This window comes from Streptomyces pseudovenezuelae (assembly GCF_001513955.1).
Taxonomy (GTDB): domain Bacteria; phylum Actinomycetota; class Actinomycetes; order Streptomycetales; family Streptomycetaceae; genus Streptomyces; species Streptomyces pseudovenezuelae.
In genome coordinates, this window is sequence record NZ_KQ948149.1 from 523,596 (window position 1) to 548,880 (window position 25,285).

Genomic DNA, 25,285 nt, shown 5'->3' on the forward strand with positions numbered 1-25,285 from the left:
GCATGGATCCATGGCCAAACAGAACGTCGCCGAACAGTTCGTTGACATCCTCGTCAAGGCCGGGGTGAAGCGCCTCTACGGCGTCGTCGGCGACAGCCTCAACCCGGTCGTGGACGCGGTCCGCCGCAACGCCGCCATCGACTGGGTGCACGTGCGGCACGAAGAGACCGCCGCCTTCGCCGCGGGCGCCGAGGCCCAGATCACCGGGAAGCTGGCCGCGTGCGCCGGTTCCTGCGGGCCCGGCAACCTGCACCTCATCAACGGGCTCTACGACGCCCACCGCTCCATGGCCCCGGTTCTCGCCCTCGCCTCGCACATCCCCTCCAGCGAGATCGGCCTCGGTTTCTTCCAGGAGACCCACCCCGACCGTCTCTTCCAGGAGTGCAGCCACTACAGCGAGCTGATCTCCAGCCCGCAGCAGATGCCGCGGCTGCTCCAGACCGCCATCCAGAACGCCGTCGGCCGCTCCGGCGTCAGCGTCGTCTCCCTCCCCGGCGACATCGCCGACCAGCCCGCACCGGAGAAGTCCGCCGAGACCGCCCTCGTCACCTCGCGGCCCTCCGTCCGCCCCGGCGACGCGGAGATCGACAAGCTCGTCGAGATGATCGACAAGGCCCGGAAGGTCACCCTCTTCTGCGGCAGCGGCACCGCCGGCGCGCACGCCGAGGTCATGGAGTTCGCGGAGAAGGTCAAGTCGCCCGTGGGGCACGCCCTCAGGGGCAAGGAGTGGATCCAGTACGACAATCCCTTCGACGTCGGCATGAGCGGACTGCTCGGCTACGGCGCCGCCTACGAGGCCACCCACGAGTGCGACCTGCTGATCCTGCTCGGCACCGACTTCCCGTACAACGCCTTCCTCCCCGACGACGTCCAGATCGCCCAGGTCGACGTACGGCCCGAACACCTCGGCCGCCGCTCCAAGCTGGACCTCGCCGTCTGGGGCGATGTGAAGGAGACCCTGCGCTGTCTGACGCCCCGGGTGAAGGAGAAGACGAACCGGCGCTTCCTGGACAGGATGCTCAAGAAGCACGCCGACGCGCTCGAAGGGGTCGTCAAGGCGTACACCCGCAAGGTCGAGAAGCACGTTCCGATCCATCCCGAGTACGTGGCCTCGGTACTGGACGAACTCGCCGACGACGACGCGGTGTTCACCGTCGACACCGGTATGTGCAATGTGTGGGCCGCCCGCTACATCTCGCCCAACGGCCGCCGCCGTGTGATCGGTTCGTTCTCGCACGGGTCCATGGCGAACGCGTTGCCCATGGCGATCGGCGCGCAGTTCACCGACCGGAAGCGACAGGTCGTGTCGATGTCCGGGGACGGCGGATTCTCCATGCTGATGGGGGACTTCCTGACGCTCGTGCAGTACGACCTCCCCGTGAAGGTCGTCCTGTTCAACAACTCCTCCCTCGGCATGGTCGAGTTGGAGATGCTGGTCGCCGGGCTGCCCTCCTACGGCACCGCCAACAAGAACCCCGACTTCGCCGCCGTGGCGCAGGCCTGCGGGGCCTACGGCGTGCGCGTCGAGAAGCCCAAGGACCTCGCCGGGGCGCTGAAGTCGGCGTTCAGGCACAAGGGGCCGGCCCTCGTCGACATCGTCACCGACCCCAACGCCCTGTCCATCCCGCCGAAGATCAGCGCCGAGATGGTCACCGGCTTCGCGCTGTCCGCCTCGAAGATCGTCCTGGACGGCGGAGTCGGCCGCATGCTCCAGATGGCCCGCTCCAACCTCCGCAACATGCCGCGGCCCTGAGGAGCCCGTGGATGCCAGACTGGGCGCATGCCGGACATCGCCTTCACCGACGTCGCGCCCGTCGTCCCGGTCCGCGACCTCGACGCGGCCCTGGAGCGGTACCGACGGCTGGGCTTCACGGCTCGTGCCCATGACGGTCCGCAGGCGTACGGCTTCGTCGAGCGGGGGTCGGTCTCGATCCACCTCAGCGAGTGGTCCGAGCACGACCCGCTGCGCACCGGGGCCGTCGTCTACCTCTATGTGAGCGACGCCGACGCCGTCCACGCCGAGTGGGCGGCGTCCGGCGTCGAGGGCCGCTTCGTCGAGCCGTCCGACACCCCTTACGGGCTGCGTGAGTTCACCTACGTGGACGCCGACGGCACGGCTCACCGGGTCGGGTCCCCGGCCGGCTCCTAGCCCTCGGACTTCACCCACGCCCGCTCGCCCGCGGCGTTCGTGCCGTACCAGAGCCGGGTCAGGCCCTTGATGCTGGTCGTGCGGAACGGGCGGCCGTGGTCGTCGATGCGGACCGTGCCGGTGCGGCCCTGGGAGGACCAGTCGAGTTCGAGGTACCAGCTGCAGTCGTACGTCTGCGTCGTCGCGGTGACCAGCAGTACCTCCGGGTCCGTGGCGGAGACCCGGTAGGGGAACTCCACCGCGGGGACGGTCTGCCCGGTGTCGTTGCCGGCGACCGCGTGGGCGACGGGGCGGTCGATGTCCAGGTTCACGTCGAAGCCGCGGGGAGTGATCCCGCCGCCGCAGCCCTGGTCCATGGCGTACGCGGTACCGGGCGCCGGGGAGCTTCGGCCGGTGATCCGGACGCGGAGCGCCTCCAGGACGACGGCCGTGGACGACCGCCCCTGCACGGAGATCTGCACCTTCGTCTCCCGCCCGTGGATCGCGCCCTGGGTCGCCGCCCAGATCCCGGCGTCCTGCACGAGCGGGGGCGGGGGAACCTGGGAGGGCGGCTTGTCGATGACGTAGTCGTGACCGCAGCTTCCCTCCCAGATCTGGGAGTTCGCGCTCCAGGTCAGGGGAGTGCCGACGGAGGTCCCCTGCCGGCCGGCCCCTGCGCTCTCCTTCGCGGTGCCGCGGCCGTGGGACGCCGAAGCGGACGGACGGGTGCGGGTGGCCTCGGCGGAGGGGGATGCGGACGTGGCGTCGGGACTCGGTGACGGCGATCCGGAACGGCCGGGCAGGCCCGACGCGGTCGTCCGCGACGACGGGTCAGGAGCCTGGGCCACCTTGTCCGAGGCGGGACGGCCGGACGGCAGCGCCGAAAGGCTGCCCAGGGTGGCCAGCGCGACCACGACGGCGGCCGCGGTGCCGAGGAAACGCCGGCGGCGGTACCAGGGGCGGGGTGGCGGAGCGGACGCCGTCACCCGCACGGTGTCCGGCGCACCCGCGTGCTCGTCGTCGCCCGGTCCCTCGTCCGCGCTCCGCGGGCCCGGCCCACCGGTCGCCTCGGCGCGCGGATCCCGCCCGGACCCGGCCGGCACGACGGGCGCCTCCGCCGCCTCCGTCGCCGACGACGGCTCTGTCGGCTCCGATGACTCCGCCGCTTCCGCGGTCCGCGGCCGCTGCCTCGCCGCCACCGCCGCCAGCCACAGCCGGTGCAGCTCCATCCGCTCCTCGGCCGATGCCCCGCACAGGGCGGCGAACCGCTCCGCCGGTGCGAAGTCGACCGGCACGGCGTCCCCCGCGCAGTACCGGTGCAGCGTCGAGGTGTTCATGCTCAGCCGCCGGGCCAGCGAACCGTAACTGCGGTCCGTGCGCTCCTTCAGCCGCCGCAGCAGGGCCGCGAACTCCTGGACCTCGTCCTGTGGTTCCGGTGCCGACAACGATTCCCCCTAGATCCCGCATCCCAGGCACTCCCTATACCTGCACGTCAGACGGCCTGGGATGGTTCCATGCCGACGGATCCCGTGTCCCGTGTTGCGTCCGCCCCGAGTGACCGCTGATGCTCTTGGTGTCACACCGACCGGGCCGGACCGACCATCCGGTGTCGTCGTGGCATCCCACATTCAGGTACGTATCTCACGGGGGACACTCATGCCCAAGCACAGTCGAGCAGGCGGGCTCACCGTACTCTCTCTCACCGGCCTCATGCTCGGCGTCACCCTGGCCGTGCAGGCCGGAGCCGCGCCGGCCGCGCCGAAGTTCCTCTCGGCCGGGGACCTCCCGCCGCACCCCTCGTCGGCGTGGACGGCGGGCAAGGTGACCGACGGCGTCCCGGACGAACTGCTGCTCTGCCTGAAGGACGCGCTGCCGGGCTACGACTCCCGGTACCGCGACTTCCGCACCGACCTGGACACCAGCGCCCGGCAGCTGACGATCGAGGTCGGCACCAAGGCCAAGGCCGCGGCTCTCGCCACCCGCATGAACAAGGAGATCCGCACCTGCGCGGACCGCCTCGAACAGGGCGACCCGGAACTGGAGGCGACGTACAAGGACTACGGCAAGGTCGCGGTCGAGGAGGGCGCCCGGGTGCACGGCCTGCACACGGAGTACTCCTACGGTGCCACCGACATCCGCCTGCTGTCCGTGGGCCGGGACGACCGGACCGTCACCGTCGTGGAGTGGTCCCAGATGGGCGACTTCGGCGACGCCCCGGTGAAGGCCTTCAAGAAGACGACCGCCACCGCGGTGAACAAGCTCCACTGAAGCCGGGGCCGCCCTCCCGCACGGGGGCCGGGCGGGCGGCCCCGCACGGACCACACGACCAGCAGCAGAAACGAAAGAAAACGGGGAACACGAATGAACACGACCAAGGCGACCCGCCGCACCACCCTGGCCCTCGGCCTCGCCCTGGCCCTCGGCCTCGGTGTCACGGCCCAGGCCTCCGCCGGAGCACCGCGCAGCGTCAGCGGGAAGCCCTCCGACAACATCACGCGCATCGCCGACTTCTACGGCGCCTACATCGACGCGGTGACCGACGAGGGCAGCGGCGAACTCCGGGACGCCCTGCGCGCCCACTACCTGACGCCCGCCTTCCAGAAGGAACTGAACGCCTGGGAGGAGAAGGAGCACGCCGACGGCGTCCTGCGCGCCCAGAACGTGCCCCTCGCGTGGAAGGTCACCGACAACGGCAGCACCTCCGCCCGCACCGAGGCCACCGTCACCCTCACCTGGAGCGCCGGTCAGACCAGCACCCTCGTGGTCGACATGACCCGCGACAGCCACAAGATCCTCCACATCGGCGCCAAGGGCGTCGGGAGCAAGTAGCGGCGGATTCAGGCCAGTTTCGCTGCCGCCTCAACTCCACGCCGGATACGACGAGTTCGGCAGCACCGAATCGGTGGATCGGCCCATGCCGGGCGGTCCCGGCGTCCCGGAGCCAGGTGGGCCAGGAGTCCCACGGCACCGGGGGACCGGAGGCCGTCCCGGGGTGCCACGGACACCGGTTCACCCCCGCTCGCCGGGACCCGATCCTCGGGTCCCGGCGAGCGGGGGCGCACTCCGTTCAGGGGCGCGCGTGCCGTCGTACGAAAGGCCTCTCACCCGGCGGCCGACCCTGGGCCCGGGAGCGGCCGGGGCCGGTCCCCGCCAGCCGGACCTGGTCCGCCCGCTCCTCCCGGACCCCTGAACCACCCCGCCGAACAGGCACTTTCGCCGGCCTTCCCGCTCGTGAACGGCTCGCGCGCCGCCCGTGGGGTCCGGCAGGCGGAGGACCGGGCGCGCGGCACATGCCGTCCGGAGGGGACCAGCGGCACGGGCGCCGCGCGGCAGGCGGCCCGTTCGGACCGCCGAGCGGCGCCGTTGGCTCGCAACCGCGCCGTCGTACGCGGGGGTTCGCGGGGCGCCGACCGGGAATCGTCCGCTCCGTCGCCATGGCCGCGGTCGCCTCCGCAAACGTGGCCGAACACCTGGTCGTTGATGATTCGACATGACTGGCGCATGAACTATGGGGCATGGATCCCCGTGAACGTGTTCGAGCAGGAGGGAAACCGACATCGGCACGCGGGCGGGGGTCATGAAGAGGCAGGCACGAGGAGGCGGTCCCACGGCAGTAGGGGCCTTCTCGGCACAGACCATGGAGGAGAAGGCCGACAGCGCCCTGGAGCAGGCGCAGTCGCCTCAGCTCCGGCGCAGACTGGAGCGGGCGGACCTGGGGGCCGTACCCGAGACACGCAGGGCCCTGCGCGAGCTCTTACGGCACTGGGGGAGGCCCGGACGATCCGAGATAGCCGAACTGCTCACCAGCGAGCTCGTCACCAACGCGCTCGTGCACACCGACCACGACGCGGTCGTCACGGCCACGGTCGGCCCGCGGGCCCTGAGGGTGGAGGTGCGGGACTTCGTCGCCCGCATACCCCGGGTGCGGGTACCCAACGCCGACGACGGTACGCACGGCAGGGGCCTGGCCCTGGTGCAGTCCCTCGCGGACGCCTGGGGCGTACGGGCACACGGCGTGGGCAAGGCCGTCTGGTTCGAACTGGACGCCGGAGCGGCGTGAACCACGGGAGGGGGGCGTGACCGCGTCGGTCACGCCCCCCTCCCGTGGTGCTTCGGCCTGTCGGCCGCGCCCTTCAGGCCTCGGCCTTCGCCTCAGCCGAACTGCTGCTCAAGATCCTTGAGTTTGCGCTCCAGCGAGTCGAGACGCGGCAGAGCCATTGTGTCGTCCTCCGCGGTGAGGTCGACCGAGGAGGACTCGGACGCGCCGCGGACCGGCTGCAGGGAGGGACGCTGGCGTACGGGCAGCGGCTCCGGGGCGGATATCGCAGGCTCCGCGGAAGCCCGCTCCAGGGCGGCCTGCGGCTGCTCCAACTGGCGTGCGCCGCCCCGGCCGACGAAGCCGCGGTGGCCCCGGCTGATCGCCTTGAGCTGCGCCCGCTCCACGCGCTCCTTGTCGCGGCGCATGAGGCGGGCCGCCTCCTTCTGACGCTGGTCCTCGCGGACCTCGTCGACCGCCTCGTCGAGGCTGCGCACGTTCTCCAGCAGCATCAGCGACCAGGCCTTGTACGTCTCACGCGGCGCCCTCAGCCAGCGGACGATCCGGATCTGGGGCAGCGGACGCGGCACCAGACCCTGCTCGCGCAGCGCGGCCCGGCGGGTCTGCTTCAGTGCGCGGTCGAACAGCACGGCCGCCGAGAGGGACATGCCGGAGAAGAACTGCGGCGCGCCGTCGTGGCCGAACCCCCTGGGCGCGTGCACCCAGTTGAACCAGGCCGCGGCGCCCGCGAACGTCCACACCAGTATCCGGGAGCCGAGGGCCGCGTCACCGTGGCTGGCCTCGCGCACCGCGAGGACGGAGCAGAACATGGCCGCGCCGTCCAGGCCGAACGGGACCAGGTACTCCCAGCCGTTGGAGAGGCCGAGGTTCTCCTGGCCGAAGCCGACCAGGCCGTGGAAGGAGAGGGCGGCCGCCACCGCCGCACAGCAGAACAGGAGGACATAGGACGCGGTGCCGTATATGGCTTCCTTGCGCCTGCGGCGCTCCTCGCTCCGCTCCCACGAGTCGTCTTTCGCGTGCTCCCCGCCGGACCGCTTGCTCCGCGCGAGCACCGCCACCGCCGCCAGCATGCCCAGGAGCAGTACGGCGCCCGGAAGCAACCAGTTCAGCGATATGTCGGTCAGTCTCATCTGGGGTCCCTTGCATTGGGATAGGGCGTAACGCCCGCCATAGTGGCCCAATCCCAACGGCCCTCAGGCGTTTTCGGGGCAAGAGGCCGCCAAGGAAGTGCAAGGGGTTGCCCAGGGCGGCGTTCTGCTCGAACTGCCGCGTGAGGGGCGGGAGTTGAGTTCGAATAAGACTACCCGTACGGGTGGTTCCACGGAAAGTTCCTGCGCCGAGTGAGGAAGTTGTGAAGTACCTGTAACCGAACGGGCGTCCCAGTCGGCGTTGATCTTACGGGACCCCGCAGCGGCGTCCGCGGCGGGGGTCCCCTGAGGGTCCCTCAACTCGCGGCGACCGTGGTGAGCTTGGCGATCCGGGCCGTGTCGCAGGTGCGCGGACAGGTGGTGCAGGTGTCGTCGGGATCCAGGGTGTAGTACATGCAGCAGCTCACCCGGTCCCGGGTGAGCAGGGATCCGCCGTCCGGACCGGTCAGCACCCGGAAGGCCGGAGAGCCGGCGTACGGCTTCGTCGTCCCGGGCAGCAGCAGCTCCAGGGCGTGCTCGGCCCGGCGCTTCTCGTGCTCGCCGAGGAGCCCGGCGACGTACCAGATCCCCTCGACGATCTCGTCCGTCACCATCCCCCACAGGGCCCGGCCGCGGCGGCGCATGCGAGGGCCGAAGGAAGCCAGCAACGGCTCCATGTGCTCGGCGACCGCGTCCCGCAGCTCGGCGCGCAGGGCCTCCTCGTCGGGGACCGTGTACGCCCCGGGGAGCGCTGCCGCCGGGTCGCCCGGGAGGCAGGCGAAGGAGCCGGGACGGACCGCGAGGGACATCGGGCCCCGGGTGCGGTCGTAGGAGACGTGCGACACGGGGTAGCGGGGGACCCGGCGGTGCAGGAACCACGGTGCCGTGAAGAGGAGACAGGCCGGCCAGGCGTAGCGGTGCAGACCGAAGCCGGCTATCACGTCCGGGCGGCCCTTCTTCGCGTTGTCCCGGAGGACCTGCTCGTCGTCCCACGCGAGGAAGGCGTCCAGGGCGGCCGTGTTCTCCGCGAGGGCTTCGGCGGTGACCCAGCCGTCGGTGGCGGGGAGCGGGGTGTCCTCGGACAGCTCCGTGACCGTCAGTACCGGGAGGGCCTCGGTCAGGCGCGCATAGGCATCGGTGACGGCCGAGCGGACGGCGGGGGCCGAACGGGGGGCGGGCAGCGGTGTGAGCATGCGGGGCCACCGATTCGCAGTCGTTTTCACAGTCGTCTGGAGGTAAGCCTTACCTTACCAAGTTGTTCGGGATTTGAACTGGAGCCTTCTGCGCCTAAGGTGCTTGACGGGTGAGTAACAACCTGCCGTTAATGACCCCAAGTACCGACACGTCCGGAGGAGGGCCCGTGAAGCAGGGTGCGCAGAGCTCCGCCGAGACGGGCGGTGCGGAGCGGGTCGTGGACCTTGGCGCGGGATCGGTACGGGTGCCGCCGCAGCTGCGGGCCTCCGACATGTTGCGGGCCCGGGGCGAGGCGGACTCCGGGGCCCGGGGCGAGCACACCCACAGCGAGGTGCCGATTCCCCGGCCGGTCGTGCAGCGGGCCTCGGTGCGGGGCCAGATCCTCGACGCCCTGCGCACCGCGCTGCTCGCGGGGGAATTGCGGCCCGGAGAGGTCTACTCGGCGCCCGCGCTCGGAGAGCGGTTCGGGGTGTCGGCGACGCCCGTGCGCGAGGCCATGCAGCAGCTCGCGCTGGAGGGGGCCGTCGAGGTCGTTCCCAACCGTGGGTTCCGGGTGGTCGAGCGGGGTGCTCGCGAGCTGGCCGAACTGGCCGAGGTGCGGGCGCTGATCGAGGTGCCGGTGGTGCTGCGGCTGGCGCGGAGCGTGCCGGTGGATCGCTGGGCGGAGCTGCGGCCGATGGCGGAGGCGACGGTGCGGGCCGCGTCCTCGGGGTGCCGGGCCACGTACGCCAAGGCCGACCGGGCGTTCCACCGTGCGGTGCTGCTGCTGTCGGGGAACGAGCAACTGGTGCAGATCTCCGAGGACCTGCACCGGCGGTCGCAGTGGCCGCTGGTGGGCGGATCCGCCACGCGCGGGCGGGCGGACCTGATCGCGGACGCGGCGGAACACACCACACTGCTGGACGCGTTGATCGCCCGGGACCTGGATGTGGTGCGGCGACTGGTGGCCGGGCATTTCGCGGGCGGAACCTGAGGGGCGGAGACCTGCGCCCCGGTGGGGGCTGGTCGCGCAGTTCCCCGCACCCCTGCCACCTGCGGCGAGCCACGGTCCGGTTCAGAGCGGGGGTCACTGCACCCCCCAGGGGCGCGGGGAACTGCGCGCCCGGCCCCATCGAACCCGCACCCGCCCGACAACCGGACCCGGCACCCCCTGGGCGACCCGAAGTGACCCGCCCCTACGCCGTGGCCGCCGGTGGCGTCAACTGCCGTGCCAGCCACGTGGGTACGCCTCCCAGCAGTTGGTACAGCCGCCGCGCCTCCTCGCGCAGCCGGGACGCCTCCGGTTCCACCTCCGCGTCCGCCAGCGAGGCCAGCGCCGGTGCCGTGCCCACCAGATAGCCCAACTCCTCGCGGATCCTGAGCGATTCGGCGAACCCGTGCCGCGCCTCGGCCAACTCACCCTCCCGCAGGGCGAGTCCGGCGAGATGGCGCCAGGTGAAGGACAGCAGCAGAGGGTCGGAGTGCGCCGTGGCGCCCGCGTGGGCCCGGCGGTAGGCCGCCCGGGCCGCCTGGGGGGCCTGGGACAGGTTCTCCGCCAACAGGCCCCGGCGGAAGTCCAGCAGAGCCCTTCCCCGCGCCCCCGGGGCGATCAGCGCAGCCGCCCGGCCCAGCGCCGCCCTCGCCTCGTCCGCGCGGTCACGGACCCCGTGGAGCGTCGAGGCGTACGCAAGCTGCCCTCGTTCACAAGCGGCCGCTCCCCGTTCGTCGTCGCTGTGGGCCAGCGCCTCGGCGGTGCGCAGCGCGTCCTCCGCCTCCGGCCAGCCCTGCTCCGTGTACAGGCAGCGTTCCACCAGCAGGCCCGCTCTCTGCAGGGCCGCGGGCGCCGTGACCGGTTGGAGCAGGGCGGCCGCGTCGGCCCAGCAGGCCCGGGAGCGCAGCCGCCATACCGCGGTCTGGAGTGGATCGTCACCGGCGGTCGTTCCGTTACCAGACATGGCGGTATACGCCACGTTGCCCTCCCCGAGCGCGCCGTCGAGCTTTGAGTGGTGGCGGCATCTCAGCACGAAACGACGGGCCTGGCCAAGGGGGTGGGTGAAGGAATTCACAAAGTCGTGGGACTCCGGGGTCCCCGAGGTCTCAGCTCATCCGCAGTGCCAGGAAGAAATCCAGCTTGTCCTCAAGGCGTGAGAGGTCGCGGCTCGTCAACTGCTCGATCCGCCCGACGCGGTAGCGCAGCGTGTTGACGTGCAGGTGGAGGCGGGTCGCGCAGCGGGTCCAGGAGCCGTCGCAGTCCAGGAAGGCCTCCAGGGTGGGGATCAGCTCGGCCCGGTGGCGGCGGTCGTAGTCCCGGAGCGGGTCGAGGAGGCGGGCCGTGAAGGCGCGGCGTACGTCGTCCGGCACGAAGGGCAGCAGCAGGACGTGCGAGGCCAGCTCCTGGTGTCCTGCCGCGCAGACTCTGCCGGCGCGGGCGGCCGCCACCCTGCGGGCGTGCCGGGCCTCCTCCAGCGCGCCGCGCAGGCCCTCCGCCGAGTGCACCGAGGCGCTGACGCCCAGGGTGACCCTGCCGTCGTCGTCCAGGCCGGCCGACAGGGGTTCGCGGACCGATTCCAGCAGCGCGTCCGCGAGGATGCCCGACTCCGAGCCGTCGTGCTCGGTCGAGACCGCGGGGAGGGGGACCAGCGCGATCGCCTCGTCGCCGGTGTGGGCCACCGCGATGCGGTCGGAGGGTTCGGGGCCGGTGGCCGACGGGTCCACCAGGATCTCCTCCAGGAGGGACTGCGCCATCGGGCCGCCCTCCAGCTCGCCGTCCTGCCACTCGACCCTCGCCACCACGACCTGCCAGTGCGGGGCCGCTCCCAGGCCGGGGAGGAGGACCGGGGCGGCGACCCGCAGACGGGCGGCGATCTCGGCCGGTGCCGCTCCGGTCTGGACCAGTTCCAGGACCTCCTGGGCCAGCCGGCGGCGGACCGTGCGGGCCGCGTCCCTGCGGTCCCGCTCGACGGCGATCAGCTGGGTGACGCCCTGCAGGAGGTCCAGGCGCTCCTCCGGCCAGTCACCGGCGTCCGCCTCCACCGCCAGCAGCCAGTCGGACAGGACGGTCTCGCGCACGTCCCTGGAGGCGCGGGAGGAGCGGCCGCCGCTGCTGCGGACCGGGAAGAGGGAGTACACCGACGGGCCGAGCGTGACTCTGTGGGGGCCGCGGCGGCCGGTGCGGGCCGCGGCCAGGTGCTCCGCCGCGAGCTTCGCGCAGGTGTCCGCGGGCAGGCCGGGGCCCGCCACCTTCGGGCCCGCGATCAGCCGGCCGGTCGGGGAGAGGACCCAGGCGCGCAGGTCCAGGTCCGAGCCGAGGAGGTCGAGGACCACGTCCGGGCCGCCGCCCGCCGGACCCGAGGTCATCATGCGGCGGTGGCGGTCCACCACGGCCGCCAGGTCGCCCGCGCGCTCGCCCGAGACCTGCCGTACGACATGCTCGGTGATCGTCGCGAAGGCCACCGACTCGTGCACCGCGAACAAGGGCAGACGGTGCCTGGCGCAGGCGACGACCAGGTCCTCCGGGACATCGCCCAGCTCCGCCTCGCCGGCCGCCAGCGCCACGACTCCGGCCTGCACCAGGAGTCGTACGAAAGGCTCCGAGTCGGCGGCGTCCCGGCGCCAGGCGAGGCCCGTCAGGACCAGTTCCCCGCCGGAGAGGTAGCGGCTGGGGTCGCGCAGGTCCGTGGTCATCACACCGCGCACGGTGCGGTCCAGTTCGTCCTCGCCGCCGAGCAGCCGCAGGCCCAGCGCGTCGGTGTCCAGCAGTGCGCGCAGCCGCATTCTCGTCGCCGCCGTTCTTTGTCTCGAAATCTACGATGGAGAAGGGGTCCGGTGGAGGGAGGAACGGCCGCTGCCGCCTCCGGTGCTGTGTCCCAGGTCACGTGGGCCGTGTCGCACGTTTCCGCAGGAAAACATAGAGGTTACTGAGTCCCTCCGTTCATACGAATCTACAAGATGACGGTCGCGACCAGCCAACTCCTTCATGGTTTCCGTGACTGACCCCGTCGGAGCACGCCGCTGTGTACTGACTCCACGCCACGTGAACACCACATGAACGAGCCGGGCCCGCCGCACACGATCTGGCTCGATCCGTACGACCCCCAAGACGAAGAAGAGAGCCGGTCATGGACTTCCTTCGCCCCGCCAGCTGGGAGGAGGCGCTCGCCGCCAAGGCCGAGCACCCCACCGCTGTGCCCATCGCGGGCGGCACCGACGTGATGGTCGAGATCAACTTCGACCATCGGCGGCCCGAGTACCTGCTCGACCTGAACCGCATCGCCGACCTCACCGAGTGGGAGGTCGGCGAGGACACCGTGCGGCTCGGCGCCTCCGTGCCGTACACCCGGATCATGGAGAGCCTGCGCGGCGAGCTCCCGGGCCTGGCCCTCGCCTCGCACACCGTGGCCTCCCCGCAGATCCGCAACCGCGGCGGCGTCGGCGGCAACCTCGGCACCGCCTCCCCGGCCGGTGACGCCCACCCCGCCCTCCTCGCGGCCGGCGCCGAGGTCGAGGTCGAGTCGGTGCGCGGATCGCGGCTCATCCCGATCGACGCGTTCTACACCGGCGTGAAGCGCAACGCGCTGGCGGCCGACGAGCTCATCCGCGCCGTGCACATCAAGAAGGCGGACGGGCCCCAGCAGTACTCCAAGGTCGGCACCCGCAACGCCATGGTCATCGCCGTGTGCGCCTTCGGGCTCGCGCTGCACCCCGAGACGCGGACCGTGCGGACGGGCATCGGCTCCGCGGCTCCCACACCCGTTCGGGCCAAGGCCGCCGAGGAATTCCTGAACGCCGCTCTCGACGAGGGCGGGTTCTGGGACAACGGCAAGATCATCACCCCGTCGGTCGCCAAGCAGTTCGCGGACCTGTGCGCCGCCTCCTGCAACCCGATCGACGACGTCCGGGGCACGGCGAGCTACCGCCGCCACGCGGTCGGCATCATGGCCCGCCGCACGCTGACCTGGGCCTGGGAGTCGTACCGCGGCACCGCCGCCGCCACGGAGGGAGCTGCGTAATGCGCGTCAACTTCACTGTCAACGGACGTCCGCAGGAAGCCGACGACGTGTGGGAGGGCGAGTCCCTGCTGTACGTGCTGCGCGAGCGGCTCGGGCTGCCCGGCTCGAAGAACGCCTGCGAGCAGGGCGAGTGCGGGTCCTGCACGGTCCGTCTCGACGGCGTCCCGGTGTGTTCCTGCCTGGTCGCCGCCGGCCAGGTCGAGGGCCGCGAGGTCGTCACCGTCGAGGGGCTCGCCGACTACGCGAAGCAGCGCTCCTGCGGTTCCTCGTGCGGGACCTCGCTCCAGGACGCCCAGGACTGGGCCGCCAAGGGCCAGGACTCGCAGACCGGCGAGGGCACCGAACTCGCACCAATCCAGCAGGCGTTCATCGACGCCGGTGCCGTCCAGTGCGGCTTCTGCACCCCGGGGCTGCTGGTCGCGGCCGACGAGATGCTGGAGCGCAACCCCAACCCGAGCGACGCGGACATCCGCGAGGCGCTGTCGGGCAACCTGTGCCGCTGCACCGGCTACGAGAAGATCATGGACGCGGTCCGCCTCGCGGCCGCCCGACAGGGAGAGGCGGTCTGAGATGTCCACTCCCAACGGCACCCCCACCAAGATCACCCAGGGTTCGAAGACCAAGGGCGGCATCGGCGAGTCCACGCTCCGCCCGGACGGCACCCTCAAGGTCACCGGCGAGTTCGCGTACTCGTCCGACATGTGGCACGAGGACATGCTCTGGGGACAGATCCTGCGCTCGACCGTCGCGCACGCCGAGATCGTCTCCATCGACACCAGCGAGGCCCTGGCCCTGCCGGGCGTGTACGCCGTCATGACGTACGACGACCTGCCGACCGAGGTGAAGAACTACGGTCTGGAGATCCAGGACACCCCCGTGCTCGCCCACGGCAAGGTCCGTCACCACGGCGAGCCGGTCGCGATCGTCGCCGCCGACCACCCGGAGACCGCCCGCCGCGCGGCCGCCAAGATCAAGGTCGAGTACCGCGAACTGCCCGTCATCACCGACGAGGCCTCCGCGACCGCCCCCGACGCGATCCTCGTCCACGAGAACCGCGACGACCACCACATCGGGCACGTCCCGCACCCCAACATCGTGCACCGCCAGCCGATCCTCCGCGGCGACGCCCGACAGGCCGCCGAGCGCGCCGACTTCGTCGTCAAGGGCGAGTACACCTTCGGCATGCAGGACCAGGCCTTCCTCGGCCCCGAATCGGGGCTGGCCGTACCGGACGAGGACGGCGGCGTCCACCTCTACATCGCCACCCAGTGGCTGCACTCCGACCTTCGGCAGATCGCTCCCGTGCTCGGGCTGCCCGAGCGCAAGGTCCGGATGACGCTGTCCGGTGTCGGCGGTGCCTTCGGCGGCCGCGAGGACCTGTCGATGCAGATCCACGCCTGTCTGCTGGCGCTGCGCACCGGCAAGCCCGTGAAGATCGTCTACAACCGCTTCGAGTCCTTCTTCGGACACGTCCACCGGCACCCCGCCAAGCTCTACTACGAGCACGGGGCCACCCGCGAGGGCAAGTTGACCCACGTCAAGTGCCGGATCGTCCTGGACGGCGGCGCGTACGCCTCCGCCTCCCCGGCCGTGGTCGGCAACGCCTCCTCGCTGTCGATCGGCCCGTACGTCGTCGACGACGTGGACATCGAGGCCATCGCGCTCTACACCAACAACCCGCCCTGCGGCGCGATGCGCGGCTTCGGCGCGGTCCAGGCGTGCTTCGCCTACGAGGCGCAGATGGACAAGCTCGCCGACGCGGTGGGCATGGACCGGGTGGAGTTCCGGCAGCTGAACGCCATGGAACAGGGCACGATCATGCCGACCGGCCAGCCCGTCGACTCGCCGGCCCCCGTCGCCGAACTCCTGCGCCGCGTCAAGGCGATGCCGCTTCCTCCGGAGCAGCAGTGGCTCGCGGCCGGCGAGCAGGCGGACGTACGCCAGCTGCCGGGCGGTCTGTCCAACACCACCCACGGCGAAGGCGTGGTCCGCGGCATCGGCTACGCGGTCGGCATCAAGAACGTCGGCTTCTCCGAGGGCTTCGACGACTACTCCACCGCCAAGGTGCGCATGGAGGTCGTCGGCGGCGAGCCCGTCGCCACCGTCCACACCGCGATGGCGGAGGTCGGGCAGGGCGGGGTCACCGTCCACGCGCAGATCGCCCGCACCGAGCTCGGCGTCACCCAGGTGACCATCCACCCCGCGGACACCCAGGTGGGCTCGGCGGGTTCGACCTCGGCCTCGCGTCAGACGTACGTCACCGGTGGCGCCGTCAAGAACTCCTGCGAGCTGGTCAGGGAGAAGGTCCTGGAGCTCGGGCGCCGCAAGTTCGGCTCCTACCACCCCGCCTGGGCCACCGCCGAGCTGCTCCTGGAGGGCGGCAAGGTCGTCACCGACGGCGGTGAGGTCCTCGCGGACCTGGCCGACGTGCTGGAGGGCGAGTCCGTCGAGGTCGAGGCCGAGTGGCGGCACCGGCCGACCGAGGCCTTCGACCTGCGCACCGGGCAGGGCTTCGGACACGTCCAGTACTCCTTCGCCGCCCACCGCGCGGTCGTCGAGGTCGACACCGAGCTCGGGCTGGTCAAGGTCATCGAGCTGGCCTGTGCGCAGGACGTCGGCAAGGCCCTCAACCCGCTGTCCGTCATCGGCCAGATCCAGGGCGGCACGACCCAGGGCCTGGGCATCGCGGTGATGGAGGAGATCATCGTCGACCCGAAGACGGCGAAGGTCAGGAACCCCTCCTTCACGGACTACCTGATCCCCACGATCCTCGACACGCCGACCATCCCCGTCGACGTGCTCGAACTCGCCGACGACCACGCGCCGTACGGGCTGCGCGGCATCGGCGAGGCACCCACCCTGTCCTCCACCCCGGCCGTCCTCGCGGCGATCCGCAACGCGACGGGGCTGGAGCTGAACAGGACGCCGGTACGCCCGGAACACCTCACGGGCACGGCCTAGCAAGTCCCTCCGGGCGGCACCGGGAACGTCACACCTCGCCGCGCCGCCCGGAGTACCCAGATCGTTCGTCTCGGGCCGTCCCCCGGGTCGTGCGGCCGAAGCACCTTCCCAAATCCCGCAGCCGCAGAGGCGGTTGACGGGTGCCCCTGTGAACCTTGGGAGTAGGCCCACATGACCCAGCAGCAACTGGAGCCGGCGACCACCGCCGACGACGCGGGAGAAGGCACCCGCGTCCCGGCCGGCAGGTCCTGGCTCGACCGGTACTTCCACATATCCCGGCGAGGATCCACCGTCGCGCGTGAACTCCGCGGCGGCGTCACCACCTTCATGGCGATGGCGTACATCCTCCTGCTCAACCCCCTGATCCTGTCCGGCAAGGACGCGGCGGGGGACACGCTCGGCCAGAAGGCGCTCATCACCGCGACCGCGTTCGCGGCGGCCCTCACCACACTGCTGATGGGCTTCTTCGGCAAGGTGCCCCTCGCGCTCGCCGCCGGCCTCTCCGTCTCCGGCGTGCTGTCCTCGCAGGTCGTCCCCGTCATGACCTGGCCGCAGGCCATGGGCATGTGCGTGATGTACGGCGTGGTCATCATGCTGCTGGTCGTCACCGGCCTGCGCGAGATGATCATGAACGCTATCCCGCTGGCCCTCAAGCACGCCATCACCATGGGCATCGGCCTGTTCGTCGCCCTGATCGGCTTCTACAAGGCCGGCTTCGTCCACCAGGGCAAGGCCACCCCGGTGACCCTCGGCCCCACGGGTGAACTCGCGGGCTGGCCCGTCCTGTTGTTCGCCGTCACCCTCCTCGCCATCTTCATGCTCCAGGCGCGCGGCGTCCCCGGCGCGATCCTGATCGGCATCCTCGGCGGGACCGTACTGGCCGTCGTCCTCAACGCCGCCGGGGCCGTCGCCCCGAAGCAGTGGGCGAGCGGCGCTCCCGAACTGCACGGCAGCGCGGTCTCCATGCCGGACTTCTCGATCTTCGGGAAGGTGGAGTTCGGCGGCTGGGGCGAGGTCGGCGCGATGACGGTCGGCATGATCGTGTTCACGCTGGTGCTCGCCGGGTTCTTCGACGCGATGGCCACCATCATCGGCGTCGGCACCGAGGCGAAGCTCGCCGATGCGCAGGGCCGCATGCCGGGCCTGTCCAAGGCGCTGTTCATCGACGGCGCGGGCGGCGCGATCGGCGGGGTGGCCGGTGCCTCCGGGCAGACGGTCTTCGTCGAGTCGGCCACCGGGGTCGGGGAAGGCGCCCGCACCGGCCTGTCCTCCGTCGTCACCGGCCTGTTCTTCGCGGCCTGTCTCTTCTTCACCCCGCTCACGGCGATCGTGCCCGGCGAGGTCGCGGCCGCCGCCCTCGTGGTGATCGGCGCCATGATGATGATGAACGCCCGCCACGTCGACTGGGCCGACCGCGCCACCGCGATCCCGGTCTTCCTGACCGTCGTGATCATGCCGTTCACCTACTCGATCACCGCGGGCGTCGCCGCGGGCGTCATCTCCTATGTCGCGATCAAGGTCGCGCAGGGCAAGGCGCGCGAGATCGGCGCCTTCATGTGGGGACTGACGGCGATCTTCCTGGTGTACTACGCCCTCAACCCGATCGAGAGCTGGATGGGCGTGCACTAGCCGCCCGAACGCACCTGTACGCAACCGCTGTGAAGGAGACCGAGACATGCTGGACATCGCCGACGAGCTGCACCGGTGGGTCGAGCAGGGACGTGACTTCGCCGTGGCCACCGTGGTGGCCGTCGGCGGCAGCGCGCCCCGCCAGCCCGGCGCCGCCCTCGCGGTGGACGCCGAGGGCACGGCTATCGGCTCGGTCTCCGGCGGCTGTGTGGAGGGGGCGGTGTACGAGCTGTGCCAACAGGCGCTCAAGGACGGGGAGTCGGTCCTCGAACGCTTCGGCTACAGCGACGAGGACGCCTTCGCCGTCGGCCTGACCTGCGGGGGCGTCATCGACATCCTCGTCACCCCGGTCAGGGCCCGCGACCGTGACCGCCCGGTGGTCGCGGCCGCCCTGGAAGCCGCGGCGCGGGGCCGGGCGGCAGCGCTGGCGCGGATCGTCTCCGGCTCGGCAGAACTCGTCGGCCGCACACTCGTCGTACGGCCGGAGAGGTCCTACGGCGGTTTCGGCGCCCACCCCGAACTGGACCGCACCGTCGCCGCCGAGGCCGGCGCCTTCCTGGACGCGGGCCGCACCGGCACCCTGGAGATCGGCGAACAGGGCTCCCGCTGCGGGGCCCCGCTCACCGTGCTGATCGAGTCCTCGGTACCGCCGCCCCGGATGATCGTGTTCGGCGCGATCGACTTCGCGTCGGCGCTGGTGCGGGTCGGCAAGTTCCTCGGCTACCGGGTCACCGTGTGCGACGCGCGTCCCGTGTTCGCGACCGAGGCGCGCTTCCCGGACGCCGACGAGATAGTCGTCGAGTGGCCGCACCGGTACCTGGAGCACACCGAGGTCGACACCCGGACCGTCCTGTGCGTCCTCACCCACGACGCCAAGTTCGACGTCCCCCTGCTGCGACTGGCCCTCAGGCTCCCGGTCGCCTACGTGGGCGCCATGGGCTCCCGCCGCACCCACCTGGACCGCAACGAACGCCTCCGCGAAGTCGGCGTGAGCGAGCTGGAGTTGGCGCGGCTGCGGTCACCCATCGGCCTCGATCTCGGCGCCCGTACGCCCGAGGAGACGGCCCTGTCGATCGCCGCGGAGATCGTGGCGGCCCGGCGGGGCGGCAGCGGGGTCTCCCTGACCGGCGCGCACACGCCGATCCATCACGACGTGACGTCGGTCCCGGCCCGGCGGATCGGGTCGGTGGCCTGAGCACCGCACCGCCGGGCGAGTCCGCCGCCCACTCGCACGGACGTACCGGCAACCGCCCGTCATGACCCCCGCAGCAGCCGGTTCAGCGCTCGTCCGAACATCGACCGGGCGGCCACGCCCAGCAAGGGTTCGGGGACCAGGGGACACCGCAGCGTCTCCCGCCAGATCACGCGCGCCCGGCCGCCCGGGCCCGGGTGCACCTCCAGTTCGGCCCAGCCCCGCACCACCCGGCCGCGCTTCTCCAGTCGGCACAGGCCGGAGACGCCCTCCGCCGGCGGGCGCCAGACCGTGACCTCCATGGGGTCGTCGAAGCCGAGCGGGCCGACCCCCGAACGGGCGACGACGAGCGTGCCCTCGGCCGTCGGCCCCGGCGGCACGACGGTGACGCGCGTCAGGGGGACGACCTCGCCGTGGCGGGGCCACTCCGTGAGGCGGCGCCAGGCCTCGTCCTGGGAGAGCGGGGCCGTACGTTCGAGGAGGAAGGTGACCACGAGCTGATCCTAGGGAATCAGTCCTGTTCAGCGGGGATTTCAGGAAGAGCGCGGCCGCACGGGAGGCCCCGTGGCCGGCGAACCGCGGGACGGGCCGCCGCATGGACCGGCCCCGCACGGTTACCCGTTGAGGGGAAGAAGTGCCGTGAGAGCCGGGAGGTGACCGCATGACGCGCGTGCGTACGGTGCTGTTCGACCGGGACAGCATCCTCGCCGGAGACCCGCCCGAGCCCGGCCGGCTGCGCGCCGCGCCCGGTGCCGGTGAGGCGCTCGGCCTGCTGCGCCTGCACGGCGTCCGCACCGGGTTCGTGGCCCTGCAACCGGGCATCGGACACGGGCGACTCGGCGACGCCGACGTACGGGCCGTCAACCACCGCGTCGACGAACTGCTCGGCCCCTTCGACGTCTGGGGAGTGTGCCCGCACGGGCCCGACGAGGGCTGCCACTGCCGTCCGCCCGAACCGGGCCTGCTCCTGTGGGCGGCGGGCCGGGTGTGCACCGCGCCGGCCGACTGCGCGGTCGTCGGCACCGCCGCGGACGCCGAGGCAGCGGCCCGGGTGGGCGCCCACGGGATCCTCGTACCCGACGAGCGGACCCTGCCGGAGGAGACGGCACGGGCCGGTCATGTGGCGCCGGACGTGCTGACCGCCGTACGCGCGCTGCTCACCGGGCCGCCACGGGGGCGGGTCCTGGTCGACGAGCGGCCGATCGAGTCGGCCTTCGAGACCGGCGAGGCCTGAGGCTCAGCGTTCGGTCCAGCGGTACAGCAGTCGGAACACCGCGAACAGGGCCAGCGGCCAGACGGCCGCGAAGGCCCAGATCACCGCGGGCCGCGAGGTGACGATCCCCGTCACCATCAGTCCGATCGACATCGCGAGCAGCAGGCTCACGGTCAGGACGTGCGGCCGGTACCTGGCCACCCGGGACAGGTCCGGCCCTCGGCGCGACCGCGCTGTGCGCATCCGGCGGGCCAGACGGCGGTCGCGGCGCAGGGCGCGTTCCATCTCGTCCAGGATGTGCTGTTCGTGATCGGGGAGTCGCCCTGTCGTCACTGTCGCTCCTCGTGAATCCGCAGCCTCCCTCTACCAGTGCCCGCAGAAGGACCCGCGAACCGTCCGGTCACTGGGCGTGGAAGGTCGCGTCCGCCTGGTCGGTGGCCGTGCCCGGGGTCTGCACGTACAGCAGGTAGTCGTAGTGCCGCAGGTAGCGGCCCGGGTAGTTGACGGACTCGTACGAGACTCCCGCCGCGTCCGCGAGCCCGGCCCGCTGGTGGAAGGAGGCGTCGGAGGCGAAGGCCGTCGTCCCGTCGTTCTTCTCCAGCCACACCTCGAAGTTCTTGTGCCGCAGGTAGTAGCCGGGAAGGTTGGCGGACTCCAGGGAGACCGTGCCGCCGCCGGCGAGACCGGTGACGACCCGGAACTGCGAGTCGGCGAGCGGCGAGACGTTCGCCTCGATCCTCGCGCGGTACTCCCAGTGCCGCACGAACCGGTCCGCGAAGTTGTACGACGAGAAGCGCTTCGGGGTGACGCCGTCGGCGACCGGGATGCCGAAGTCCGGGGTGCCGTCGGCCTTCCAGTAGACCTTCTGCACGCGGGTACGGCGGTTGGGGTCGTTCAGGGGGTCGCCGCTGATGTCCTTGTAGCCGCGGTCGTGGTAGACGAGGATGTCCGACCTGCCGTCCTCGGACGTGGTGAAGGAGTTGTGCCCCGGGCCGTACTGCGAGGTGGCGGCGCTGGACCGGAACACCGGACTCTGGCTCTTCGTCCAGGACGCCGGGTTCGTCAGGTCGGCCGTGGCGGACGCGGTCAGCATGCCCAGGCAGTAGTTGGCGTCGGTGGCGGACGCGGAGTACGTCAGGAACACCTTGCCGCCGTGCTGGATCAGCGCCGGGCCCTCGTTGACCTTGTAGCCGACCGTCTCCCAGGACAGCGTCGGCCGGGACAGCTCGGCCGGAGTCCCGCTGATGGTCCAGGGGTTGGCCAACTTGGCGATGAAGATGCTGGTGTTGTTGTCCTCGGACGGGTTGCGCTGCGCCCACGCCAGGTAGCGCACACCGTTGACGACGAAGGTCGTCGCGTCCAGCGAGAAGCTCTCCCAGGTGGTCCTGATCTGGCCCTTCTCGGTCCAGGTCGCGGTGAGCGGGTTGGCCCCGGTGCCTTCGAGGACGTACATGCGGATCGCCCACACGTCACTCGTCGATCCGGCGGCGAAGTACACGTACCACTTGCCGTCGATGAAGTGGATCTCCGGGGCCCAGATGTGCGCGCCCATGACCCCGGCGGCGTGCTTGGTCCAGATCGTGGTCTCGGGGGCCGTCGACAGCCCCTGGATGGTGGTCGCCCGGCGCAGCACGATCCGGTCGTACTCGGGCACGGTCGCGGTGAAGTAGTAGTAGCCGTCGGTGTGTTTGAAGATGTGCGGGTCGGCCCGCTTCTCGGCGACCGGGTTGGTGTAGGTCACGGCGGGGGAGTCGGGCACGGCGGCGTGCGCCGTGCCTCCGGGTCCGGCCAATGCGGCGGCAAGGCCGATGAGGACGGCCATGAGCAGCCGGACTGCGGTGCGCCCCAAGGGAGTTCTCCAGATCGAGTCGTCGCCACCCTGTCCGGAATATCGAACAGAGTTCGTAACTTCGGTCAGAAGATAAGGGTGGGTCATGCCCTCGTCAACGCTTCCGTCACCGCCCGGTGCCGCGCCGTGCCGCGCGGTGTCCGGTGACGCCCCGGGTGCCCGCGCCGGACGACGGCGCGGGCACCCGGGGCACGCGGACGGGTCAGTTCTCGCCGAGGAGCTTCTTCATCTCGCTGATCTCGGCGTTCTGCGCGGTGATGATGTCACCGGCCATGGCCGTGGCGGCCTGGTCCGCGCCCTTGGCCTTCTCGGTGGTGGCCATCTCGACGGCGCCCTCGTGGTGCTCGACCATCATGGTCAGGAACATGGAGTCGAAGTCCTTGCCGGACGCCTTCCCCAGCTTCTCCATGTCGGCGCTGTCCATCATCCCCGCCATGCCGGAGTGCCCCGAGTGGTCCATGCCGGGCATCGCCTCGGGGACCTTCTCGTCCCAGCTCTTCAGCCAGCCGGTCATGGTCTCGATCTCCGGGTCCTGCGCCTTCTCGATCCGGGCGGCGAGGTCCTTGACCTGGGCGGAGGAGGCCCGGTCGGCGGCCAGGCCGGCCATCTCCACGGCCTGCTGGTGGTGCGGGATCATGCCCTGGGCGAAGGACACGTCCTGGGCGTTGTGGGTGCCGGCCGAGGTCTCGGCGGACACCGAGGGCGAGGAGGCGGCCGAGCCGCTGTCGCCGCTGTCGCCGCCGCAGGCGGTGAGGGTGAGGGCGGCGCTCACGGCGACCGCCGTGAGACAGGCACGGCGGATCAGGGTACGGGTGGTGCGCATGCTGGAACTCCGTTGCGGTGAAAGGGATCTGGACGTGGCGGAACACGCCGTGTCTAGATCCGCAGGAGCTGGAGTTCCGCGAGGGAGGGCGGGGCGCGGGCACCTTCCTGGGCCGTTGCCCTCCGGTCACGCAGACCGACCGCGCCCGGGGTGCTTCCCGAGGGATCGGGAACGAGCGCGGGCAGGGCCGGCGCACCGCTCAGGGCCCCCGACGTACAGGTCGCATCGGCGTGGTGGAGATGGCCCGAGCCGCAGCCGTCGTGACAGACGGTGTCGATCACGGCGGAGGCCGTCGTCATGTGTGCGGACCCGCCCTCGTGGCCGGCCATGCCGCCACCGGGAGCCAGGGCGTGCATGCCCAGAATTCCGACGAGCAGCCCGAGCAGGAGCAGCGCCCGCCACAGGGGCGGACGCGCGGTGCGCTGTTCGGAGCTGGTCATCGGGCTCATCCTAGAGGGCGGCTGTGGCACGGCTGTGCATCGACGCCGTCCGTCCTACGTACGGCCCTGCGCCGCCCTTTGTTCAGCGCCGCCGGAGAACGGGCCCCGCCGGGCGCGCGGCCGTAAAAGGAGTCCGCCCGGCGGGGGCCTCCCGCGTACGTTCTCCGGGAGCCCGTCGAGGGGCGGCGGGCCGGGAAGGACCGTGTGGACACCGACAGCCGAGCCAAGGCACAGCGCTTCGCCGAGCTGCACCGGGAGGGCTGCTTTCTGCTCCCCAACGCGTGGGACGTGGGCAGTGCCCGGATCCTGGAGGCGGCCGGGTTCCCGGCCGTGGCGACCACGAGCGCGGGCGTCGCGTTCTCGCTCGGACGGCCCGACCACGACTTCTTCGCCGAACAGCCGCCCGAGGACCGCGTCGACCGTGAGACCGCGCTGGGCCGGGTCCGCGAGATCGCGGGCGGGATCGCCGTACCGCTGAGCGCGGACCTGGAGGACGGCTACGGCGAGTCGCCCGAGACCGTCGCCACCACCGTCGCGAAGGCCCTCGCCGCCGGAGCCGCGGGCGGCAACATCGAGGACTTCACCGGCGAGCGCACCCGTCCGCTGTACGACCCCCAGCTCTCCGTGGAGCGCGTCCGGGCCGCCCGCGAGACCCTGGCGGCCGAAGGGGAGCCCTTCGTCCTGGTCGGCCGCACCGACGCGCTCCTGGTGGGCGGCACGCTCGACGAGGCCGTACGCCGGGCCAACGCCTATCTGGAGGCCGGCGCCGACTGCGCGTTCGTGCCCGGCGCCGCCGACGCCGCGACCATCGGCAGGCTGGTCCGCGAGATCGACGGCCCGCTCAACGTGGTCATGGGCCTGACCGGCAACGCGCTCTCCCTGGACGACCTGCGCGCACTCGGCGTCCGGCGGGTCACGGTCGGCGGCAGCATCGCCCGTGCCATGTACCGCCGCCTGCTCGACGCGGCACGGGAGTTGGCCGACCGCGGCACCTTCTCGTACGCCGCCGACCAGCTCTCCCAGACGGAACTCAACGACCTGTTCCGGCGGGACCGGAAGCGGGGCCGGTAGCGGGACCGGTGGCGGGGCTGGAGGACGCCTGCGCACAGCTCGGCGCCTCGGGGGCGTCCTCGGCGTGCCGCGTCAGCGCGCAGACCGTGCGCAGGGCGACCTTCCAGCCGCCCTCCTGGAGTACGGCCGCCCCCGGACCGCCGGTGTCCAGTCGGCGGTCCTCTCGCGTGAGCTCATAGGCCACCTCGGCGTGCGCGTCCGAGGTGTACGCCACGGAGGTCACCTCGGCGCGCAGTTTGCTGCCGCTCGGGTCGCGGAAGAGGTTGTCGATCATCAGGGCGTTCTCGTCGCCGTCCTCGACGGCGTCACTGCGCTGGTCCAGGGTGGACTTCGGGTCGAAGAGCACCGTCCACGCCTCCCGGATCTCCTGCTCCGCCCGCTCCGGGTCCGAGGGCGCGGTCGCCGTCGGTACGGGGGAGGCGGAGAGCGAGGGGGAGCCGCCGGCCGTGGTCGGGCCCGGGGAACCGGTGACGGAAGGCCGGCCCGTACGGGAGGCGCCCTCGTCACCGCCGTCGCCGGCGTCGCACGCTCCGGTGAGGACGAGGGCGGTGACAGCCAGGGCCACCGCCCAGGGCCGGTGCCGTGCAGGGGAGTTCGCGCAGGTCATGGCACT

24 protein-coding genes are annotated in these 25,285 nt (G+C 71.7%); 13 read left to right on the forward strand and 11 right to left on the reverse strand.

Features of this window, described 5'->3' with window-relative positions; all coding sequences use genetic code 11:
- Positions 1–10: 10 nt before the first annotated feature.
- Both AQI94_RS26570 and AQI94_RS26575 read left to right on the forward strand, forming a co-directional pair.
- Positions 11–1,753, forward strand: coding sequence for a pyruvate dehydrogenase (locus AQI94_RS26570; RefSeq protein WP_031051463.1), 1,743 nt, complete (start codon positions 11–13; stop codon positions 1,751–1,753).
- A gap of 27 nt (positions 1,754–1,780) precedes the next feature.
- A complete protein-coding gene (locus AQI94_RS26575) occupies positions 1,781–2,149 on the forward strand; it encodes a bleomycin resistance protein (protein WP_037943550.1) in 369 nt (122 codons plus the stop codon).
- Here the strand turns inward: AQI94_RS26575 and AQI94_RS26580 are convergent.
- A complete protein-coding gene (locus AQI94_RS26580) occupies positions 2,146–3,573 on the reverse strand; it encodes a transcriptional regulator (protein WP_031051467.1) in 1,428 nt (475 codons plus the stop codon). The two genes, AQI94_RS26575 and AQI94_RS26580, sit on opposite strands and share 4 nt — an antisense overlap.
- Before the next feature lie 211 nt (positions 3,574–3,784).
- On the opposite strand from AQI94_RS26580, the gene AQI94_RS26585 reads away from it, so the two are divergent.
- From AQI94_RS26585 to AQI94_RS26595, 3 genes are all read left to right on the forward strand, one after another.
- A complete protein-coding gene (locus AQI94_RS26585) occupies positions 3,785–4,396 on the forward strand; it encodes a hypothetical protein (RefSeq protein ID WP_031051469.1) in 612 nt (203 codons plus the stop codon).
- Between the two features lie 93 nt (positions 4,397–4,489).
- Positions 4,490–4,957 (forward strand): hypothetical protein, encoded by a 468-nt coding sequence (locus AQI94_RS26590; RefSeq protein ID WP_031051472.1) that lies wholly within the window; start codon positions 4,490–4,492, stop codon positions 4,955–4,957.
- A gap of 808 nt (positions 4,958–5,765) precedes the next feature.
- Positions 5,766–6,188 carry an ATP-binding protein gene (locus AQI94_RS26595; protein WP_031051537.1) on the forward strand — a complete coding sequence of 141 codons (423 nt, stop codon included), beginning with the start codon at positions 5,766–5,768 and terminating at the stop codon, positions 6,186–6,188.
- Between the two features lie 92 nt (positions 6,189–6,280).
- On the opposite strand, the gene AQI94_RS26600 is transcribed toward AQI94_RS26595, so the two are convergent.
- On the reverse strand, positions 6,281–7,315 hold the full coding sequence (locus tag AQI94_RS26600; RefSeq protein WP_031051535.1) for a DUF2637 domain-containing protein: 1,035 nt from the start codon (positions 7,313–7,315) through the stop codon (positions 6,281–6,283).
- 314 nt (positions 7,316–7,629) lie between these two features.
- Positions 7,630–8,505: a (2Fe-2S)-binding protein gene (locus AQI94_RS26605; RefSeq protein ID WP_031051533.1), complete on the reverse strand. Its 876-nt coding sequence runs from the start codon at positions 8,503–8,505 to the stop codon at positions 7,630–7,632.
- A 167-nt stretch (positions 8,506–8,672) separates the two neighbouring features.
- Here AQI94_RS26605 and AQI94_RS26610 point away from each other — a divergent pair, with 167 nt between their 5' ends.
- Entirely contained in the window at positions 8,673–9,479 is an 807-nt protein-coding gene (locus tag AQI94_RS26610; RefSeq protein WP_031051531.1) for a GntR family transcriptional regulator, read from the forward strand.
- A gap of 202 nt (positions 9,480–9,681) precedes the next feature.
- Here AQI94_RS26610 and AQI94_RS26615 read toward each other — a convergent pair whose 3' ends face one another.
- Both AQI94_RS26615 and AQI94_RS26620 read right to left on the reverse strand, forming a co-directional pair.
- Positions 9,682–10,455, reverse strand: a complete 774-nt coding sequence (locus tag AQI94_RS26615) for a hypothetical protein (RefSeq protein ID WP_031051529.1) — start codon at positions 10,453–10,455, stop codon at positions 9,682–9,684.
- A gap of 127 nt (positions 10,456–10,582) precedes the next feature.
- Positions 10,583–12,259 carry a PucR family transcriptional regulator gene (locus AQI94_RS26620; RefSeq protein ID WP_062229965.1) on the reverse strand — a complete coding sequence of 559 codons (1,677 nt, stop codon included), beginning with the start codon at positions 12,257–12,259 and terminating at the stop codon, positions 10,583–10,585.
- A 344-nt stretch (positions 12,260–12,603) separates the two neighbouring features.
- On the opposite strand from AQI94_RS26620, the gene AQI94_RS26625 reads away from it, so the two are divergent.
- The 5 genes from AQI94_RS26625 to AQI94_RS26645 all read left to right on the forward strand — a co-directional run bounded on the left by AQI94_RS26625 (position 12,604) and on the right by AQI94_RS26645 (position 19,279).
- Positions 12,604–13,494, forward strand: coding sequence for an FAD binding domain-containing protein (locus AQI94_RS26625; RefSeq protein WP_031050200.1), 891 nt, complete (start codon positions 12,604–12,606; stop codon positions 13,492–13,494).
- The gene (locus tag AQI94_RS26630; RefSeq protein WP_031050203.1) at positions 13,494–14,063 is read left to right on the forward strand and encodes a (2Fe-2S)-binding protein; all 570 of its coding nucleotides are present in this window, start codon (positions 13,494–13,496) and stop codon (positions 14,061–14,063) included. Before AQI94_RS26625 ends, AQI94_RS26630 begins: the two co-directional genes overlap by 1 nt.
- Position 14,064: 1 nt before the next feature.
- Complete coding sequence (locus AQI94_RS26635) at positions 14,065–16,455, forward strand: xanthine dehydrogenase family protein molybdopterin-binding subunit (protein WP_031050206.1); 2,391 nt, start codon at positions 14,065–14,067, stop codon at positions 16,453–16,455.
- Positions 16,456–16,626: 171 nt separating this feature from the next.
- Positions 16,627–18,084: an NCS2 family permease gene (locus AQI94_RS26640; protein ID WP_031050209.1), complete on the forward strand. Its 1,458-nt coding sequence runs from the start codon at positions 16,627–16,629 to the stop codon at positions 18,082–18,084.
- Positions 18,085–18,130: 46 nt separating this feature from the next.
- Positions 18,131–19,279: an XdhC family protein gene (locus AQI94_RS26645; protein ID WP_031050212.1), complete on the forward strand. Its 1,149-nt coding sequence runs from the start codon at positions 18,131–18,133 to the stop codon at positions 19,277–19,279.
- 59 nt (positions 19,280–19,338) lie between these two features.
- Here the strand turns inward: AQI94_RS26645 and AQI94_RS26650 are convergent, their stop codons facing one another.
- Positions 19,339–19,770 carry an SRPBCC family protein gene (locus AQI94_RS26650; RefSeq protein ID WP_031050215.1) on the reverse strand — a complete coding sequence of 144 codons (432 nt, stop codon included), beginning with the start codon at positions 19,768–19,770 and terminating at the stop codon, positions 19,339–19,341.
- Between the two features lie 167 nt (positions 19,771–19,937).
- On the opposite strand from AQI94_RS26650, the gene AQI94_RS26655 reads away from it, so the two are divergent.
- Positions 19,938–20,510: an HAD-IIIA family hydrolase gene (locus AQI94_RS26655; RefSeq protein ID WP_062229966.1), complete on the forward strand. Its 573-nt coding sequence runs from the start codon at positions 19,938–19,940 to the stop codon at positions 20,508–20,510.
- Positions 20,511–20,513: 3 nt separating this feature from the next.
- On the opposite strand, the gene AQI94_RS26660 is transcribed toward AQI94_RS26655, so the two are convergent.
- The 4 genes from AQI94_RS26660 to AQI94_RS26675 form a co-directional block, all read right to left on the reverse strand.
- A complete protein-coding gene (locus AQI94_RS26660; RefSeq protein ID WP_031061449.1) occupies positions 20,514–20,822 on the reverse strand; it encodes a DUF3040 domain-containing protein in 309 nt (102 codons plus the stop codon).
- 67 nt (positions 20,823–20,889) lie between these two features.
- Positions 20,890–22,311, reverse strand: coding sequence for a family 43 glycosylhydrolase (locus AQI94_RS26665; RefSeq protein WP_031061452.1), 1,422 nt, complete (start codon positions 22,309–22,311; stop codon positions 20,890–20,892).
- Positions 22,312–22,540: 229 nt separating this feature from the next.
- The gene (locus tag AQI94_RS26670; RefSeq protein ID WP_031061454.1) at positions 22,541–23,161 is read right to left on the reverse strand and encodes a DUF305 domain-containing protein; all 621 of its coding nucleotides are present in this window, start codon (positions 23,159–23,161) and stop codon (positions 22,541–22,543) included.
- A gap of 53 nt (positions 23,162–23,214) precedes the next feature.
- On the reverse strand, positions 23,215–23,601 hold the full coding sequence (locus AQI94_RS26675; RefSeq protein ID WP_031061457.1) for a DUF6153 family protein: 387 nt from the start codon (positions 23,599–23,601) through the stop codon (positions 23,215–23,217).
- A gap of 204 nt (positions 23,602–23,805) precedes the next feature.
- Here AQI94_RS26675 and AQI94_RS26680 point away from each other — a divergent pair, with 204 nt between their 5' ends.
- The gene (locus AQI94_RS26680) at positions 23,806–24,672 is read left to right on the forward strand and encodes an isocitrate lyase/PEP mutase family protein (RefSeq protein WP_031061459.1); all 867 of its coding nucleotides are present in this window, start codon (positions 23,806–23,808) and stop codon (positions 24,670–24,672) included.
- Here the strand turns inward: AQI94_RS26680 and AQI94_RS26685 are convergent.
- Positions 24,632–25,279, reverse strand: a complete 648-nt coding sequence (locus AQI94_RS26685) for a hypothetical protein (protein WP_031061462.1) — start codon at positions 25,277–25,279, stop codon at positions 24,632–24,634. The two genes, AQI94_RS26680 and AQI94_RS26685, sit on opposite strands and share 41 nt — an antisense overlap.
- Positions 25,280–25,285 lie beyond the last annotated feature (6 nt).